This window comes from Mycoplasma sp. 1232, from assembly GCF_034863345.1.
Lineage (GTDB): Bacteria > Bacillota_I > Bacilli_A > Mycoplasmatales > Metamycoplasmataceae > Mycoplasmopsis.
In genome coordinates this window covers 34,887-55,243 of the sequence record NZ_JAYFFB010000004.1, presented here as the reverse complement: position 1 = coordinate 55,243, position 20,357 = coordinate 34,887, and the positions used below count along the sequence as shown (strand labels likewise).

Genomic DNA, 20,357 nt, shown 5'->3' with positions numbered 1-20,357 from the left:
ATTTTTAAATATATTTAATCACACATAATTTAAGTGCATTGAATAAACTTTGATGTGCTTTTTTGTAATAAAAAAGTAGCATAAGCTACTTAATTTTGACTTTTAAACTTACTACACAGCGTTTTTCATTTGCTCTGCTTTAGGTAAGATAGCATAATATGAATATTTGTGTGCTGGATCTTGGAACAGTTTAACTGTTGAATCTTCCTTTGTACCCTCTAATTCAATTAAGTACTCTTCATAAATGTTACCTGTGATAATTAATTTATCAATGATTAACATTAATTTACTAATTGAATATCTAGTAGGTGCATAAGCTGTATCGTGGTTGAAAAATTCATAAACTTTCTTACCATCTGATTTAACAATTAATCTAAAGAAAGTGTCTAGAACCTTTTGTCTAAGTTTAATCATTTTTTGATATGTTTGAAAATCACTTACAGAAAATTCAATATTATTAGGTAATTCCGGTGCATCAGCTTTGTAGTTTTTAATTGGATATGTTCTTTTTCCATCAACTACTGGTCCTAATGTATGAACTTCATATGTGTTTTCTTCAAATTGTTTAGTTGAATCAACTATTGTGTAAGCAACTTCTTGACTTTCAGGAAGTGTGAATCATTTACCGAATCTTGTAGCTGCATCTGTATACATAGCTGGTTTAGGATCTTTTTGAACTTCTTGACCAGCTAATGCATTTTTAGTATCATTGTAAGCCGCTTTAAGTGTCTCAACATCAAAGTTTAATACAGTTCCATTATTTGAAAAATCTAAGTAATTTACAACATTATTAACATTATTGTAAGCAGTATCGAATGCATCTTTTCTAGCTTGCTGGTCATCATTTGCATATTTGTAGCTAGCTTTAACATCTGAATAATCTGCGACAGCTTCTTTTAAACTTGGAACTAATTCATTTAAGTAATTAGCATTTGTTTGAATGTTTTTAAGTTGTTCTTGGTTTTCTGATGTTTGGATTAATTCTTTAATCTTAGTTCTTTGCTCCTCTGTTAAGTTTGAATATGATGATTCAACTTGAGAAATAGCAATTGCTTTGCTTTGCTCGAATGTAATTTCAGGATTTGTATTTGTTTTATTATCTCCTGGGTTCGGTTGTGGGTTGTTTGTATTATTGCAAGAAAGAGCAACGATTGGTAATGACATTGAAACTAATGAAAAACTACCAAATAAAATTCTTTTATTAATTTTTTTCATATAGCCTCCTTTCTATTTTGTTTATTAGGTTATTTGAATTTAAATTAATATTTATTATTTTTTCAATCTTGAACTTCTTTAGGTGTAGCTAACACAAAGTGATTATCATTGATTTTTATTCATTCAGGTTGATAATCTTCTGTGTAATTATGCATTGCAGGATTATATTCATATCCTAGCAAGCTACCTTTATCAGAATCGATTGATGGAACTGACTCAAGTAATGATTTTGTGTATGGATGAAGTGAGTGTTTCATAATTTCTTCAGTTGTACCAACTTCAAGTAATCTACCTTTATTCATAACAGCAATTCTGTCTGAAATATATTCAACCATACGTAAGTCGTGGGCAATGAACACAATTGTAAGATTATATTTTTCTTTAAGTTCATTAAAGATGTTTACAACTTGTGCTTGGATAGAAACGTCAAGCGCTGAAATTGGTTCGTCAGCAATAAGTAATGTAGGTCTAAGCACAACAGCTCTTGAAATCCCGATACGTTGTTGTTGTCCTCCTGAGAATTCAAGTGGATAACGTTTTAAAACTGATTCATCAAGTCCTACACTCTTAAGAATGTCTTTAACTAAAATTGTTTTACATTCATTTTCAGTTAATTTATTTAATTCATCACGTTTTGCTTTGTATTCAGCTAATTTAGCTGCAACTTCTGATAAACCTCAAGTTTGATTAATCGTTTTTTCAAAGTCAACATATAAAGCATCATATGCAACATTCTCATTGATTGAAATTTTGTGATCTAATTCATCTTTGAACTTTCCAAATAAAGAACGATATTCTTTTTTATCAATCATTGAGTATAAATGTTTAACAACCTCTTGGTCGTAGTTAAATAAGTAAATTTCTTTAGAGTTCTTTGTATTTGTTAAACCTTCAGAAACAACTGTTTCAATATTAACGTGTGGATTAAGTGAGTTAGCTGGATCTTGGAAAATCATTTGCACTTTATTAACCATAAAGTTAACGATTTCTTTATATTCTTTAAGTGATTTACCAAACTTAAATCCTCTAACCATTTTCTTAGGTAATAATTTATCAAGGATTTTGATTTGTCCAAAGCTGTGTGGTGTAAGTCCGATAATTGCACGTCCAATTGTACTTTTACCTGAACCAGATTCACCAACAATACCTAAAACTTCACCTTTGTAAATGTTTAAGTTAAAGTCTACTACAGCTCTAAATGCTTTTGAACGAGAACCATATGTAACATCCACGTTTCTTAATGTTGCTAAAACTTCCTTACCTTGAGGAACTTTTAACATTTCATCTACACCTTTAATGTTATATCTTATGAATTCTTTTTTTCAGAAAAGGAATTTTTTTTGTGTTTCTATGTAATAGTCTTTTTTCATAACTTATTTTTTAGAACTTGCTAAAAACTCCTTTCATAATTTTGCAATGTGTGCAGGTGGTGTATATTTAGGTGCTCTTTTATCTAAAAGCGCTGATTTAACTCTATGTGTTTCTGAAACATAGTAAAAGTTAGGTTCAACTTCAAAATCTCTACCAAGTGCATAATCATTTCTAACTGCAAAAGCATCTCCAACAATATTATTTAAGTTAGATGGAACTGAACCTCTAATTGTTGAAAGTCTTTTACCATTATTAACATCAGGCATACTTAAGATTAAACCTCAAGTATATGGGTGTTGTGGATATTTTAAGATTTCTCTTGTAGTTCCTTCTTCAATAATTTGACCTGCATACATAATTGAAATGTAGTCAGCTATCGAAGCAACAACTCCAAGGTCGTGAGTAATAAACACGATTGATAATTTAAGTTTTTCTTGTAATTCTTTAACAACTTCAAGAACTAAAGCTTGAACTGTTGGGTCAAGCGCTGTTGTAGGCTCGTCCATTACTAAAATTTTTGGTTCAAGCGCAACAATAGCAGCTATAACAACACGTTGAATCATACCTCCTGACATTTCGTGTGGGTATAATTTCATAACAGCTTCAGGGTCATTAATTTTTGTTAATTTAAGGAATTCTACAGCACGTTCGTATGCTTCTTTTTTGTTTTTAACAACTTTGTTAACAAGCATACCTTCCATAATTTGTGCTCCAACTTTCATAGTTGGGTTTAATGTAGACATAGGGTTTTGGAAGACAGCTGAAACAACTCTTCCTCTATAGTGTGAACGTTCTCAATCACGCATTGAGAACTTCTCAACGTGATTATTGTAAAGTTTAATTTCACCACTATCAATTACAGCATTATCTCCTGTAAGTCCATAAAGAAGAGATGTAATAACTGATTTACCTGAACCAGATTCACCGATAATTGCATGAACTTTTCCTTCATAAATTTGAATAGATGGTCCACGGAGAACTTTGTTCTTTTGACCTGGTACAGATGGGTTTAAGAATGATAAGTGAATGTCTTTAATTTCTGCAGCAATTTTAAGTTTTGTTCCATCTGAAAATTCTTTGTACTCAACATTTTCCATAAATGTTTCTCAATCAAACATATTTTTTCTGTTTCCTAATCCAATACCAGAAAAAGCGTTTGTGATTGCAACATTTATTTTTCTTTTAAAGTGTTCTCATTTAGACTTGAATGATTGTTTTTCTGATTGATTAGATAAGTTATTATCTTTTTTCATAAAACTCTCCTATCTTTGTCTTCTTAATGCATCTTGAACTGATGCACCAATTAATTGAACACTTGTTGTAATTAAGATTAAGAATGTTGAAGGAACAAATACGTATCTTAAGTAGTCAGGGAATAATTTTTGACCTTCAGAAATTAAGTTTCCTAATGTAGGAACATCATCGATAGCAAGACCGATGAATGCAAGTGATGTTTCTGATAAAACAACACCAGGAATTGTGAATACTAATTGAGTAATTAAAATAGGTAATATAACAGGTACATAGTTTTTAAGAATTTTTCAAGTTGGTGTACCTAAGACTTTTGATGCAGATACTCATTCAAAGTATTTAGCACGCTTAACTTGAGCTCTAATTTGGTTAGCCATACCTGTTCAAGATGTAAGTGAAAGTGAGAATACAACAACTCAGAAACTAGGTTTGATAATAATAGTCATTAAAATAAGGATGATAATTGTAGGAACAATTGAAATAACTTTGATGATGAAAGTCATAATTTTGTCAAAGAATTCAAATTGACCCATCATAATTCCAATTGTAAGTCCAATAGCAACCTCAATTGCTGTTACAACAAACGCAAGTGCAATTGAATACCTAAGTCCTCATCATAATCTAGCTCAAAAATCTCTTCCTAAGTGATCTGTTCCAAGAATGTGAAATACACCCTTGCTATCTACTGTATTGAAAATAAGTTTTGAATCATCAACACTTGTAACGTTTGGATCTTGTGTTGTAAATGGAATAATAATCGCTAATAAGATTAATGAAACTAATGTAACAAAACCAAAAACTCCAGCAAAACTTCTTGAGAATCTGTTAATAAATTCTTTGAAAACTCTTGGTTGAGCTTGCATATGCATATCAGTTTGGAAGTCTACAATTTTTCCGACAATTTTTCAAGACTGATACACAAATGGTTGTGTAATTGGGTTTGGTGCTGTTGCTAATTCTTCTTTAGACATTGAAGCAGTTGCTTCACGTTCTTTAATTTTGCTTGCTGTTTTTTCGAAGAATTTTTTGACTGATGAATTAAATTTGTGTAAATGTTCTTTAAATTTCATTAAGCACCTCTCCTTCTAATTCTTGGGTCAATTGCTTCATAAAGAATATCTCTGAATGCATATGATAGAACTGTAAGAAGTGAGAACATAACAATTAAAAATAAGATAACATTGTAGTCTTTTGAAGTAATAGCATTAAGCAACATACCTCCTGAACCAGGAATTAAGAAAATTTGTTCAATGAAGATACTTCCGATGAATGATCCAAAAATAACAGCTGGGAAGAATGTAGCAATTGGGAATAGCGCAGGTTTAAGTGCATGTCTTCAAACGAATCTGTTTCTTGACACACCTTTTAAGTAAGCAAACTTAGCGTGAACTGAGTTAAGCTCTCTGTTAAGCTCTGTTCTAATGTATTTAATATAAACAATGATGCTTCCTAATGAAAGTGCTAGACCAGGAAGTATATAGGTTGCAAAATTATACTGGTCAAATACATAAGGTATTCCGACAACACGTCCGATAAAGACAAGAAGTAAAGCGAAAATAATAGAAGGAACAGATGAGAAAATTGAAACAATAACAGTTGAAATGTTATCTACAAGTCCTCCTGGATTTTTACCAACTCAAATACCAAGTGAAATACCGATTGTAACTGTTAAGAATACTGAGAAAATTCCAACTAAGAATGATTTGTAAAATCTATCTCAAATAAATTCAGTAATAGGACGTTCAGGGAAAAGTGAATAAGAAATACCAAAGTCGCCGTGGAATAGACCATTTAAGTACTTAAAGTATCTTGTAAGTAAAGGTTGATCCAATCCATATTTTGCTTCAATAATTTTTCTTGCAGTTTCATCCTTACCTTGTGTAAGTGGGTTTTCACCTGGAACTGAGTTAATTAAGAAGAATGTAATTGATATAACAATAAATCCGATAACAATAAATTCAGCAATAATTTTTAAGAATTTTCAAGATGTTTTTAAGAATGGTGAATCAATTGAAAGAAGTTTATCTTTAAGCTTTAATTCAACATTTCTTTTACTTCTGAAGATAACTTTGTTATCGTTCAGTTCATAAGTTTTATTATCTACTTGTACTTTTTTCATTAGTTCCCTTCTTTAGTTCTTGGTAATTTTGCCATTGGTGGTCTTGTCATATCGTATGCATATTGAAGTGAGAATCTGAATAAACTATCAACCCCTCCAACTTTTGTAATTTCTCAGTTTGTATCAACTTCCATAAGTGGAATTACAACTGCTGTATCTCTGATAACTTTTTCAAGTCCTGCGATAAATAAGTAAACTCTTGTTTGAGATCAGTTTTCTAAAAGTTCCTCATCTGTGAAGTTTCCTGAGAAGAATGAGTTAATTCTTGAAGTGTATTGTGAAATTGATTCATCTGGATGTTGAAGTGATAACTCAATGAATTTATTTCAGAATACTGGAATTGCATCATCTGGTTTTGCGCTTTCGCTTCTTAATAATTCTTCTTGGTTAAATTGTAATCTTTGTTGTGTTTCATTTGTTAAGTTAGCTATTTGTTCTGTTGTAAATTCAGTAGCTAAATATGTAATAAATGCATTGTTGATTCTGTTTGTTTTAATGTTTTTGTTATTAATAATAATATACCCAAGTAAGTTTTCAACGTATTGCTCTGAATATCTTGCTTTTTTAGATTCATTTAAACTTGCAAGCGCAAGTGAAACAGGTTTTGCGTATTTTTTAACAAATGCTGCTATTTCACTGCTACTTTGTGAAGCTTTTGCTGAATTATAATCTGATGCAATGTTTGCATAGTCCCCTGATAATGAGTTTGAATTAATAATTGTATTAATTCAATTAATGTCAGATTGCATTAATGAAAGTTTTGAAACACTAGCATCTTGTTTTTGAAGTTGTTCAATAACTAATTCACCTATGTAGTCACCATAAATGTATGAACCAACTGGGTTATCTTTGAAAGCAATTGTTTTTTGGTTGATTGTATCAACTTCATCACGTTTGAAGAATACCGATACATAATCCTGTGCTCCGTTACCACCTAATCTATCGTAGTTTTGATAAATAATTTGGTATGCACCTTTTTCAATAAAGCTTGCATATATGTTTTCAGGTAATGTTTTTGATTCAATTGAAATGTAACCATTTGACATAGTTTCAAGAGCACCTTTTAAGAATAAACCAGCGTTCTTTTGTTCTTCTGAACCATTGTTTAAGAATTCAAATTTAACTGATTGTAATTCTGGATGTTTTGCTTTGAATCTATCTAAATAGTATTTTGCTGTTTGAATATCGTAAGTTAAATCTTTACGTTCAGTTTTTTCAAATGTGAATGACTTAGCTAAGTGAACAACGAATTCGTAGTTTTGTAAGTCAAATTCTTTACCATTTTTAGTTGTAGATTTTTGACCTTCAAAGAACATTTCAATGTTTTTACCATCGAATGTTTTGTATTGTCCATAAGATGTTCAAGTGTTAACAGGGAATGAGAAATCTCATCCAACGAATTTAAGAGCTTTTTCTCTGTTAACTGCAAAATACATTGCATTTCTTAAATCTTGATCTTGTAAATATGAATTTCCATTTGTTTCGCTGTCTAAGTTGAAAGCAAAAGCAATTGTTCCATACCCTGTGTTTTTGTTAAGGTATTTTTTCATTTTAGGATCAGATCAATAAAGGTTCATTTTTGAAGCAGGAATATATGTTTGTGAAATTAAACCATCTTCAAAGAATAATGAGTTTGTGTTCTTGTTAGTTGAGAACATAATTTTGATTTTGTTTGAAATTGTGTTTTCAGCATCAAAGTAATCTTTATCTTTTTCAAGAATAATGTAACCATTATCTCCTAAAAGAATACCTTCACCATTTTGTGCAATTTTAAATGGACCTGATGTTAAGAATGTTTTAGGTTCTGAACCATATTTATCAATTCCACCAGCAACAGTTTCAACGTGTTTTCTATTGATTGGGAATAAGTTGTAAAGGATTGTGAATAATAAATATGATAAATCAGGTGTTTTAGTGTCATCAAAAATCATTGTAAATGAGTTTTCACTACTTGAAAGTGCTTTAATTGTACCTTGTAAGTCTTTGTTTGTTTTATTAAACTCTTGGTATGGGTTTACATACATATTTTTAACAATCTTAATTTGCTTTTTCTCACCATTAACTAAAACTGTAAAGTCTTGAACTTCTTTATCTAAAGCAAAAGAAGAGTTTTCAGGTAATGATAAGTGTTCTGCAATGTAATCGTTATCGTAATCTAAGAATAATTGACCTGTATAGAAACCAAATTCTAATGCAGCTTGCTTAATTGCTTCAACTTCCACAGTATCAAGTGGATTTCCATTTCCATCTTTGATTTGTGAAGCAAACACTTCTTGGTTTGGATTTTGAATGTATCTGTTCAATGCTTCTGATCAAACATAATCTCTACGTCCAAATGGATTTTTATATGATTGTTTGAATTTTTGTTGGTACTCTTTTTGAGCGTCAATAAATTTATCAACTGCTCTAATTCCATATTTTCTAACTGTGTCTAATTTTTGAGACCCTGTGTTAAGGTCTAAAATGTATTCTAAGTAATCTCTAATGTCATTTGAAGTTACAAAGTCACCGTTAGATCACATATTTTGTTTTTTTCTAGTGTATCCTGTAATAGCCATATAGTTATTAGGGTTTCTAGGGTTTCTGTAAGCATAAATAGTACTTTTTTCTTGGATATTTCCATCTGATAAGTCAGCTAATCCACCCACTGTTTGGAAGTTATCAATTCCATAGAATGCATTTGAAATTTTACCTTTACCATCATTATCTAAAAGTTCACTTCTAGATGCATTTAAGTAGTCAGTGAATTTAGCCGAATCTTTAACTGTACTATTTTCCATAACAACAAAGTTGTATGAAGCTTTGTTAAGTAATGATTTAAGTTGAGCTGTAGGACCTGTTTTTAAATATGAGTCCACTAATGATGGAACAATTTTGTCCATTGATTTATATCTAACATAGTTTAAGTTGTTAATTGGTTCAGTTGCTAATCCTAAATCATAATCAATTGATTTTGTGAATAATCCACCTGATTGACAAGATAGTAATGCAATTGACAAGACAACAGGAGCAGAAGCTGCTGTTAATGTCAATAATAATTTATTTTTTAATTTCATCTTCTTCTCCTTATTATCCTGAAATGTTAAATTGGTAATCTACGTAAATAATCGTTTTTCCTGTGTCATTGTTGTTTTCATCTTTTTCAGGCATTATCTTGATTGGTGATTGTTCATCAGCTTTACCGTTTTCAATCATTGCATCAAGGTCACCAATTGTAAATCCACCTATTGTATCTTTATTTTCATTAGCAAAATCAATATAGAATCTGTGTTTTGGTTTTAATAATGAGTTTCTGTATTTAGACATAAGTGCATAATCAGAAATTCAAGATTGGTAACCTAATTGTTCAAGTGTAACTTTAGAATCTGCATCACCTTGTTTTTCATAATAGAAAATGTTGTTTGTTTTATCAATGTTGACAGGTAAGTAGTGCATTTCATTTGTATCAATGTCAGTGAACTTAATGTATTTAACTTGCTCTGCTAATTGATTTGGAATGTATCCATACATAGCAACTGCATCAAGTTTTTTGTTTCTGAACATACCTGAAATTGTTCTTTCTGAAACTCCATAGTTAAGAAGTTGTGAAACAAAGAATGCTTTAGGTCTTGAAGTAATTTTGTTTCCTTCAAAGTCTTTTAATCTAATGTTGTTATCTTGGATGGCATTTCTGTTTTCATCATAAAGTTCCATACCGATTTTTTCTTTTTCAAATCTATCTTTAAAGAATCCGTTGTTATTTGAGATGAAGCTTCCAAAGTAGTTTGAATTTCTTCTTCCATCTTCATTTCTTTGAAGCATTGATGTGTCATTTCAGATTCCAAAAATAGGTTCCTTGAATTGAGTTACAAGTTTTTTATTCTTTTCAATTGATTCGTTAGCTAAATCGATATTAGTTCTTGAAAGTTCTGCTTGTAAGTTATTGAATTCTTGCTCTTTGGCAGCTAATTGTGCTTTAAGGTCAGTGATTTTTTGTTCTGTTTGATTGTATTCGTCGCTACCTTGTTGCATTGAAGCTAATTTTTGTTCTTCAGATTTAATTTGTTCTTTATGATCAGCAATTGCAGCTTCAGCAGCTGGAATTAAATTTAATTTTAAGTTATCAACTTTAGATTTGAATTCAGCAATCTTAATATTTGTTTGAATTTGGAAATCTAAAGTTTGTGCAATGTATTCTTTGTATTTATGTGATTGAATAGCTGCATAAATACCTTGCACCATATCTGATTGACTATTTTTGATATCGTTTAAGTAGGCTAATTTAGTTCCATCAACAATGTAATCAAGTCCAGTAACTGATTCATTTACTCCACCTAAGAATTTTGGTAAGTTACCAAAATTTTCAAAACTTGGTAAGTAAGTTGTTTGAACATAATCTCTTGTTAAAGTTTCAGCAATTGAGTAAATATAATCTGTGAATTTGTCATTTAATAATGGCTCAACTCTTGTTTCATTGTAGTTGAATACATCACTTGATGGTTTACCTGAAGAGAATCCACCATAGTAAATATCACCGATAAGAAGATTTTCTCCAATAACACCAAAGTTTCTAATGAATGTAATGTTTCCTAATAAAAGGATTAAGTCATGAGTATCAAAATATTGTTTGTAATCACTTACACCATATTTTGAAAGAAGTTCATTAAGGAATTCTTGTAATTTAGCTGCATCAAATTGTAATTTTGATTCTGGGTTAATTAATGAAGCGTCTTCAACATAGTTTTCTCTAAATTCAGGACTTTCAATTCTAATTCCATATTCTTTTGAGAAGAATGCTTGGTTAGCAACTAAATCAGTAGCAACATTAAAGTCTTTAACTGCAAGAAGTAAGTTTGAGTTTTTAAACGCTTTCATTGCATAGTTAGCTAAAAGTTGTTGTGATGCACCGATTTCAACTTTTTTATCTGTTGAAACTGTGAAATCACCTGCTAATACAACTGATTTAATTTTGTTTAAATCAAATTTTGATTTTACATAATCTAAATCTCAATTGAATGATTTAGAAGCAACATCAAATGAAGCTTTTGAGTAGTCAATTGATAATAATTCCATCATTTTATCAAGCGAAGCAAAAGCAAGTGATTTTGCAGTTTTGTTTGTATCTAATCTTGTCGCATTAACTTTGTAGTTAGCAACAAAAGCTTCAATTAAGTTTGAATCAGCTTTTTTGTAAGCTGATGAGAATGGATTAAGTCCAACATATTTCACAGTTTTATCAAAAGCATCTGGACCACTTGTAAGTAACTCACGTAAGTTTTCTAAAGTTAACATATTTTGGTCTTTGTCTAAGTAAGTAAACAAGTCTGATGAGTTGTTACCTAATCTAGCAATTCCAAGAGCATATGAAAATGCAATAGAAAAGTTATTTTGTCATCTTCCATCAATTGATTCAAGTCCCAATTCATTAGCGTACTCATTCATTGTTTGACTAAGTCTGTCTTTTGAGTATGTGTATGTACTTAAGAACGCTGAGCTTGAAACATATGGGAATGTATATTTAGTTGAGTTTTGTAAATCTCTGTAGTTTGCAAATGTTAAAACAGAGTTAATGTTTGCTCTATTTTGCATTCTGTATTCTGTATCTATATAACCATAGAATGTGTTAACAATATCTCTAAGTGAACCTTGTAAACTTGAACGAAGTGATAAGTATTGTAATGCTTCTCTGTGTTGTTCAGGTGCATCTTGACCTGGTTGAGCAAAGTTTGCTAAAACAGAGTTGTATTGTGGATCGTATTCAATTTGGTTTCCTCTGTTTTTAAATAATTTAAAGTAGTCATTTAAATCAACTGCATTAAATAAGTCTTTAAGGTAAATTGCAAGTGAACCACCTAATCTTGTCGCATTAGTGTTTCATCCTGAATCAAATAAGTCAGCTTTGATAACTTCTTGAAGTGATTGAACAATTAATCTTTCTTGTGAACGAATGTAGTTTCAGCTTTCTGTATCAAGTTCAACATTTAAAGGAACATTAATAACTGGTGAACCATCTGGTTTTTTGAAGTTAACTTTTGTAATAACTGTTTTGTCATTTACAGTTCCAGTCTCATAAACTCTAACTTTGAATTCATCATCATTGATAAAGTCAACAAATTGCGCAATAGGTTGTCCAGAACCATCTGTTAATTGCTCAATAACGTTTTTAGCAGTTACTTGTGCAAATTTAATTTCACCATTTTCGAATTTTTTGAATACTTTAGATTTTCCAGAAATTGCTGGGTTAAGTGTTCCTGATTGTTCGTCAAATGAGTTTGCAATAAATAAGTCCCCGGGAGCAACTTTTCTAAGTTTAGCTGCTTCAATCATTCCATCATAATCTTGTAAGAAACGTCTTTGTGGGTTAGCTAACACTGTGTAGATGTCTTGTCCAGCTACACCTACAGCACCTCACATTTGATTTTTAGTTTCAACTTCTTGAGAAACAACTTTTCCGTTTTCGTCAAGGATACCAAACTGGAATTTGATGAATTTACCATTTTCAGTTGGAGCACCTAAACTGTTTGTTCTAATAACTGTAAGGTTTGTTCTAGCTTCTAAATAGTTTTTAAGAGATTTGTATGAGTAGAATGAAGAGTCGCTAGCTCCACCACGAGTTGAAAGACCACCAACTAAAATAGGGTTTTTAGAATCGATTCAAGATTGACCTTGATCAAGTGTGTAGTGATGTCCATATTCGTGAGTTGCAACATATTTTAAGAAGTCTGTTGAAATACCTTCAAAGTCTTCAATAAGAGTTCCTAAAACAAGTGGAAGTCCAATTCTATCTGATTCTGAAACACCTTTGTATTCACCTTGAACAATTTTGTATTCATATACCCCTTTATCATTTACAGATTTTTCTAAGTGTGGTCCGTTTAATGATTTAAGTAAGTGTGGGTATTTTTCTAGAACTTTTTCAGCAAGTCCATTATAAACTTCTGTATAAACTTGGTATTTTCTTGAATCAAGTCCTCTTAATGTTTGTCCATTAGCATCTTTTTCTTCACTTGTGTAACCTAAAATAAGAGGAGTAATTGAACCTAAATATCCAGCAGCTTCCTTAAATTGAGCAAATCCAGCTGGTGAATAATTATTTGAAGCACTTGCGACAAATTGTTCACGTAAGATAAATCTGTTTGAGTCTTCAAGTTTAACTGAAAGCATATGTGTTGAACCAGAGTTTTGAATTGTAAACTCTTTAATTTCACATTCTTTAACTAATGTTTTTTGTTCTTCATAAGTTTTATCTTTTAAAGCAGGAACTTCATTGATTGCTTTAACAAATGAATCAAAGTAGTAAGTTTTATCTCCTTCTTTATAAACAAAAAGTTTTGTTCCAACATATGAATTAATGTCATAAAAATCTAAGAAGTGAATAATATCTTCATTTATAGCTTTTACGAAGTTTCTGTATGTAATTGCTGAAGCTTCAGAAATTCTTGTAAAGTCTAAACTTGTTCTAACATCAAAGTCACCTCTAGCAGCAATAACTTGATCAAGTTTTGCTTTATCAGTTTCTGAAAGTGAATCTCTATCAAAGTTTTTAACCGCGTCTGAGTCAGCTTTATTTTTGTAATCAAAGAAGACTTCAAAAGTTGTTTTCTTTTTTTCTGTATTGTAGTTACTGTTAACATCTTTAATAATAACTGGTTTGAAGTCACTTAATGAAACTGTACCAAAGTTAGGTTTGAGTTCCTCTGCAACTTTTGCAAATTCTTCAGAACTAATGTTGCTTGGCAAGTAAACAGTTTGAATTTTTTCAACATCAAGTTGTGGCGCTGAACCTGGAATGTAAACTAAGAATTCTTTGTTAATTAATTTTCTTGGAATAGTAATTTCTCTAAATGCTGTATTGTTAGGTAGCATTGAAGAGTTTTTAATTGCAGTTGCTAAAGGAATGTTATTTAAGAACATATCAACATCAGCTTTAGGAACTTCATAATTAAATGTTGAATAAGTTAACGCATCTTGTGCATTTCCTCTACCACCAACCGTTGAGTAGTAAGGTAATGAACCAAAGAATGCATCAGGGAAGAATTTAATTTCGCTGTATTCTTTGTGCAATGTTGAGTGAGACCCTAAAGTAATAGCATTACCATTTTGCTCAACTCCTGGAACAATTCTAAATGAGTCTAAAGTTAAGAGGTCAGGACCTCAAGATACGTTTGACATAAATCAATTTGAAAATTCAATAAATTGTTTTGGTCTAACAGCTAAAACGTACTCATTGTAAAAACTGAATGAGCCGTATTTAACTTCTAATATGAATGATTCATTGTATCTTTTGTAATATTCTTTGAAAAATTCGTCAAATGAATATTTTTCTGTTTCGCCAACAAAATTGTATTCATTGTAAGTTCCATTGTTTGAAACTACATTAGCAACAATTTTTGATTTAAGTGGATCTAAAACAGAAACTTCAGGTTTAATTTGATCATTTTCATCATAGAATTTTTTAAAGTTGTTTACAAACAATTTTTGATCAACTGGATTTGTTGGTCCATTCTTTTCGTCAGAATTATTTGCATATCCGTAAATTGAACCAACAGCAATACCGGACGCTCCTGCTAATATACCTAATGCTAATAAAACTTTGTATTTTAAAGCTAAATTTTTCATATAGTACTCCTTTATTGAATTTCAAATTTTGATTAAAAATCCTTATTTATATATAAATATATAAATAAATTCAATTTTACATTAAATGTAGATTTTTCAAAAGCTTATTATGTTCTTTTTTAGTTCTTTTTTGATCATTTTTACTAATAAAGTGAGGAGAAAAATGAAGAAAATAAAAATATTTAAAAATAAATGACTAACAATTTTGGGTTCACTAATGGTCGCAGGTTCAATCGGTGTAGGAACTTGATTAATTGTAAGAAATATTCAGTCTGCACCAGTGTCTAGTGAACCAATCGAAAAGAAAGAAAATAAAAGCAAAATCAATGTACCCGTTGTGCAACCTGCACCTATTTTTAATACTCCTGTAGGTGTAAATGAATCGAGAGTATTGTCAAACACTGTAAATTATGAAGATGCAATTTTTAGTAAATTTAATGCACTAACGGAACTAAATCAATCAAACCTTAGTTCATTTAATAATGCTAATTCAAATACTTGAATAAATTATGTAGCAAGCATTTTAAGTGCTCAAGCAAAAATGCATTTATTAGATTTCCCTGACCTTAAATGACATAATTCTACCTTATTGCATGGTAGAAATGTTTACAAAGACTTTTTTATTCAAGAACCTCAAAATATGAATAAATTTTTAGAAAACATAAAACAATATAGAGAATTTGTTGTAGGTCAAATGAAATCATCAATTAAGTGGCTTAAAGAATTTAAAAATTTATGAACTAATTTTGAATTTCACAATTTAAACACAACAGAACAAGAAGTGTTGAATAAAATAAATAATATTGTGGAAAGTCATATTTTAGAATGTGAAAAAATCATAAACTTCCTTGAAAATCACATATTAACAAAAGCAAATGTAGAAGAGTTTGTTCCATTAATTGAGGATTTATGTTTTAAAAATGACCAGTTATGAAATAACTATCACGCTGAATTAGAAGGTATTAAAAGTAATTATCAATATTTAGATAAGTTAGATAATGAATTAATTAGTTTGAATTTATCAAGTATAAAATTGATGAGTCTGAATTGACAAATTCAATCAAATTTAATTCAAACTAACAACTATTTAAGTGCTCATTTCAAAACAGATACAGAATTACTTTCAAAACTAAAACACCTAGCAGATAGTGAAATTAGGAATAAATTTATCGAATATTTAACTCAGAAATACAACAAATTTATAACACTTTTTAACTATATGAAGGGTTATATTAATGAAACCAATTCAGATGAGCTCAAAGATATATTAGATGAAACCGTCACAAAATATAATCAAATTATTGAAGAAGATCCTATTGAACTAATTTATAAGAAAATAAGATTTGTAACCGATAGTTTACAAATTATCTACAATAAAGTTCTCGAAATGCAAACTGCAAATTTAACCGTACTCAATAGAGCAACAGGTTCATATCAATCTTACAAAGACTTTTATAACAATAATTTTGACAGATTAGAACCATTATTAATTGAAAAAGCAAAATTAGAACTTCAGGATTTCTTTTTAGGCGAACAACTTTGAATGATCACTGAAAAAACCAAAGAAGCAAATATCGCTCATAATGAATTCATTAATTCAAGTTACTTTAATACTAATAAAGAAGAGAAAATTAAATTTTGATTTACTCAATTGCAAACAGCAAAAGAAACTTTAGAAAGTCTAAAGCAAAATTCAGATTTTAGATTGAACACTGTTAAAAATGAAATATTAACTATAAACAGTTCTGAACCAAATTATGATTTTGCAAAAATTGAAAGCAATAATAGTCAAATTACATCAGACCAAGAAATGTTACTTAAAGCATTTTCAAGCATTAATAATTTTGTAATTAACACTTTCTGAGAAAATAAATTAACCCTTGCTGACTATAATGAAAGTTGAATCACTGGCGAAACCAGACAGCAAGTTAATGATTTTAAAGAAGAATATAAAGCTAATTTAAAATCAAACTTACAATCCAATTTTCAAATTAATGTTTCAAAATTCACTAAAGTAAATGAATTTCTAACAAATATACTTACAAATCTGAAAAATGATTTAAATAGAAAACAAAATATCAAAACATTCTTAACAACTAAAATAAGGGAAATCAATAAATTAGTTGATGATAATTTTAAATGTGTAGAGAAAGCTAAGAGAGACATTAAAGAAGCTGAAAAAGATCCTGAGAAACTCAGACAATACAAAGAAGATGGTAGATATGAATTAGATTTAATGGCAATTGATTACCATGGTGCTGAGCATAAAAGATACCTAAGTTACAAAAACGCCTTGGATATAGCTATAAAAAGATATGTGACTGATCCTGCGAACATTGAAAAGTTATTAGAAAAACAAATTTCTGATAATCAAAAATCAACTGAGGATTTAAACCTTATTAAGTTCAAATTTAGTAATTAAAAAAATTAAAAACTGGTTTTTGATACCAGTTTTTTAACTAAATAAATTATTGATTGTTTTTAATGTATGTTTTCTCAACGAATCTTAATAATTCAATTGAACCATCGTATTGAGCAAATAATAATGCTAAATCAAATGGTGTAAATTCACTATCATCGTCATATGTTCGGTAAACATTTAAATTGAATTTTAAGTATGAACTTCTTGAAATTGAGAAGTTATCTGAATTTAAGAAGTTGTAGTAAGCTACTCTAGCTTGTTGTAATTGTTGTTTTTTCTCATCTTTTGAACTATCATCAGCTTTTAAGTATGCTAAGTTAGCTTGATAGTAAACTGATTCTAAATTCATCATTTCTGTATATAACTCTGATTTAGGTTTTCCTGATGCTTCTTGTTCATCTGTTAAGTATTCAAAACCATCAGCGTTAGCAAAAATTATATTTCTAAATGTTAAATCTTTTTTAACTAAATTATCAATAGCTTTATGTGTTGCATCATAAACAACTTTATCTTGGTGATCTTCACTAATTGAAGTTTCTGATAATTCGGCTGAAACTGATTTATACATTTGTCTAATGAATGCATAAATTTCTTGACCTGGAACAATGTATAAACTTTGTTTTGCTTTCTTATCTTGTCTTCTAAAGTTTTCAATGTTTGAGTTCTCTCTTTCGATATCATCTGCAATAAGTTTCATAAATGTTTTGCCTGCAGCTGGTAATTTACCAAAGTTAACTGAATATTCAACGGCTTTTTCATTAAGTGAAGCAACTTTAGAATTTAAGTCATCAAGAGACATCGAATCATAAGCGTGATCTCTGAATGTAGTTGCAAATTCACCTCATTCATAGTCTAATTCGTCTGTGAATCCTTGGTAATCATCTAATGCATAAAATACTCCACCTTCTTCTCTAGCAGCTGTCATTTTTACATTTAATTGCTCAAATTGTGAGTATTTATCGTTTAAGTACGCTCTAGCATCTGTTTCATTAGCAAATTCACCGTGTTTTAAAGAGTTAGCAAATGCTGTATATTCATCTAATAAAGCTAACCCGTTTGTGTATTTGTCACCTGATCTGTTGTCTTGGTAAATATCAGCAAATTTTACGTAAAGCATATCCATGTTACCATCGTTTTCATCACCAACTTTTTGTTCTAATACTGATTTGAAGTCAGCTAAAACTTTGTAAGTTTCAGCAAAACCTTCTGTATTAGAATCAGCAACAAATTGATCTCATTTATTAATAATTGTTCTGAAATTGTCTACAGCACTATTGAAAAAGTCTGTAATTTGGCTAAATGTAAATTCAAACATTCCATCAGCTCCTGTTAATGCTGAATATGCATCAATAACTGCTTGAACTTTAGCTTTATCTTCATTTAGAGTAGATGAGTATTGTTCAATTGTTGTGTAATCTGGATGGTTAATTGTATCCAAATTGTATGAACTTACTAATTCTTTTAATTTTGCTTTGATAGCTTCTGAATCAGCGATTGAATCTTCTGCAGATTTAATTCTTGCTTGATATTTTGAAGCTGATTTTGAAAGTTGTAAAACAGCTTCCATTTCTTCAGATTTTGGATCAATAACTTGAAGTTTTCAGTATTCAAATAAGTTAACTAATGTGTTTAATTTAAAGTCAAAAGCTTTAATTAACATGTATCTATCAACTGCTGAAACAAATTGTTCTTGTGAAAGAGCTTTAATTTCGTTCATTTGCTTAACAGCTCATGTATTGAATTTTTTATATGATTTGTAAATTGCTGAATTTTCATCTCCATCATACATTTGTTCATTTCATTTTGCCTTAACTTTTCTATTGTATAGAGCGTATGTGCTACCGCTGTAGGCTCCATCATACATTTCGTTAGCTTTTGCGTTAATATCAGCAAGAATTTGTGTTGTATCAATATTGTATTTTGATAAATCATTTTCCGATTTTGAAAGAACGTATAATAACCCCTCTAATGTGGTTTGTTTAAGGATAAATTGGTATCTAATAACATTGAAAAGATCATCACGGAATTGGTTGTAAAGATTTGTGTAGTAAACTGAAGGTAAGTATTTAATTCCTGTGTTTTTGTAGAAATCCGAGAACTTGTCTGCGATTTCTTTAGAAACTGGTTTTAATTGCTCTAAAACTTCTGCATCAATGATTTCATTTGATAATGGGAACTTAGAAATTCTTAATGAAGGAACCATTAATGAAGGTCTATATTCATTGAATGAATTTGTGTTGTAAATGTATTTGCTTCAGAATTGAATTTCTAATGCTTGGAAGTTAATAAATTGTTCGTCTAAGTTTGTAGATGTATTTAATGCTTCTTCATAGTTTGTTTTAACACCATTAACTAATTGAATGTTTTCATCAACTTTTGCACTTTCTTCAGCTGATAAAGTTGAACGATCCATACTTGATAAGTTAGCTGCAACATTTTCTAAATCTTTAATTCTTCATTGGAATAATGAATTCATGAATTCTTCTTTAGGAAACGGCATTTCAACTTTAGCTTCAGGGAAGTAATTTTTAATAATTGTGTATCAGTTTAAAGCATACATTGTTTGAGCATAGAAATAGTTAATGTTATCGTAGTCGTCTTCTTGAGCTTCATATTCTTTACTACTTTTTTCTCATGTTGAAACAGCACCATCAATGATTGATTGGTTTGATTTATAAAGTTCAGGGTATTTTGATTTTAATGAGCTTAAGTAGAAAAGAATTGCTTTTGTGATTTTAAGTAATGATTGCTTACCTGAAGGAGCTCTCTTTACCATTTTTGACTTAACATCTTCTAATTCATTTTTAGCAATTTCTAATTGATCGTTAAGAGCCTGAATTTCTCTTTCTTTTTCTGCTAATGTTTCCTTGTTTGCGCCTTCAGTGTCGGCTTTAAGATCTTCTAATTCCTTTTTAGCTGCTTCAAGTTGTTTTTCAATTGCAACAACTTCTAAGTTTTTATCAACAAATCCACGTAATAATACGTCTGCAGCTTGATCTTTTAATGTTTGTAAAAAGTCAGCTAATTTCTTAACGTCTGAATCTGATAAAACTTCTTTTTTATCTAATTCAGCAATTAAAGCAAATAATTCATTTTGTTTTTTTGATACTAATTGATCTAAGCTATCTCCAGATTTGGCAACTGAGCTGTATTTGTTAAATTCAGCTTGAATATCTGTATTTAATTTTGATTTTTCTGCTTTAAGTTCTGCTTGACTTTTTTGTGAGCTTGATGAGTTATTACATGATACTAATAACATTGGTGAAAGTAATGCTGCACCACTTAAACCTAAAACTAATGATTTTAATCTTGCTTTCATATGATTTATCCTTTGTTTTATTGATTTTTTTAGTTAATTTGATTTTATAAGTTTTATTATAA

At 29.8% G+C, this 20,357-nt stretch carries 9 protein-coding genes; 1 reads left to right on the top strand and 8 read right to left on the bottom strand.

Annotated features, from left to right (window positions below; translation table 4 throughout):
• Positions 1-111 precede the first annotated feature (111 nt).
• The 7 genes from VBM88_RS01445 to VBM88_RS01415 form a co-directional block, all read right to left on the bottom strand.
• The gene (locus VBM88_RS01445) at positions 112-1,215 is read right to left on the bottom strand and encodes a variable surface lipoprotein (protein ID WP_323176460.1); all 1,104 of its coding nucleotides are present in this window, start codon (positions 1,213-1,215) and stop codon (positions 112-114) included.
• 44 nt (positions 1,216-1,259) lie between these two features.
• Positions 1,260-2,585, bottom strand: a complete 1,326-nt coding sequence (locus tag VBM88_RS01440) for an ABC transporter ATP-binding protein (protein WP_323176461.1) — start codon at positions 2,583-2,585, stop codon at positions 1,260-1,262.
• Between the two features lie 3 nt (positions 2,586-2,588).
• The gene (locus VBM88_RS01435) at positions 2,589-3,839 is read right to left on the bottom strand and encodes an ABC transporter ATP-binding protein (protein ID WP_323176462.1); all 1,251 of its coding nucleotides are present in this window, start codon (positions 3,837-3,839) and stop codon (positions 2,589-2,591) included.
• A gap of 9 nt (positions 3,840-3,848) precedes the next feature.
• A complete protein-coding gene (locus VBM88_RS01430; protein ID WP_323176491.1) occupies positions 3,849-4,808 on the bottom strand; it encodes an ABC transporter permease in 960 nt (319 codons plus the stop codon).
• A 98-nt stretch (positions 4,809-4,906) separates the two neighbouring features.
• On the bottom strand, positions 4,907-5,956 hold the full coding sequence (locus VBM88_RS01425; RefSeq protein ID WP_323176463.1) for an ABC transporter permease: 1,050 nt from the start codon (positions 5,954-5,956) through the stop codon (positions 4,907-4,909).
• Positions 5,956-9,012 carry a hypothetical protein gene (locus VBM88_RS01420; protein WP_323176464.1) on the bottom strand — a complete coding sequence of 1,019 codons (3,057 nt, stop codon included), beginning with the start codon at positions 9,010-9,012 and terminating at the stop codon, positions 5,956-5,958. Before VBM88_RS01420 ends, VBM88_RS01425 begins: the two co-directional genes overlap by 1 nt.
• 13 nt (positions 9,013-9,025) lie before the next feature.
• Positions 9,026-14,554, bottom strand: a complete 5,529-nt coding sequence (locus VBM88_RS01415) for a PDxFFG protein (protein WP_323176465.1) — start codon at positions 14,552-14,554, stop codon at positions 9,026-9,028.
• Positions 14,555-14,717: 163 nt separating this feature from the next.
• Between VBM88_RS01415 and VBM88_RS01410 the strand changes: the two genes are divergently transcribed.
• A complete protein-coding gene (locus VBM88_RS01410; RefSeq protein ID WP_323680283.1) occupies positions 14,718-16,976 on the top strand; it encodes a hypothetical protein in 2,259 nt (752 codons plus the stop codon).
• Positions 16,977-17,022: 46 nt separating this feature from the next.
• On the opposite strand, the gene VBM88_RS01405 is transcribed toward VBM88_RS01410, so the two are convergent.
• A complete protein-coding gene (locus tag VBM88_RS01405; protein WP_323680282.1) occupies positions 17,023-20,295 on the bottom strand; it encodes a hypothetical protein in 3,273 nt (1,090 codons plus the stop codon).
• Between the last annotated feature and the right edge of the window lie 62 nt (positions 20,296-20,357).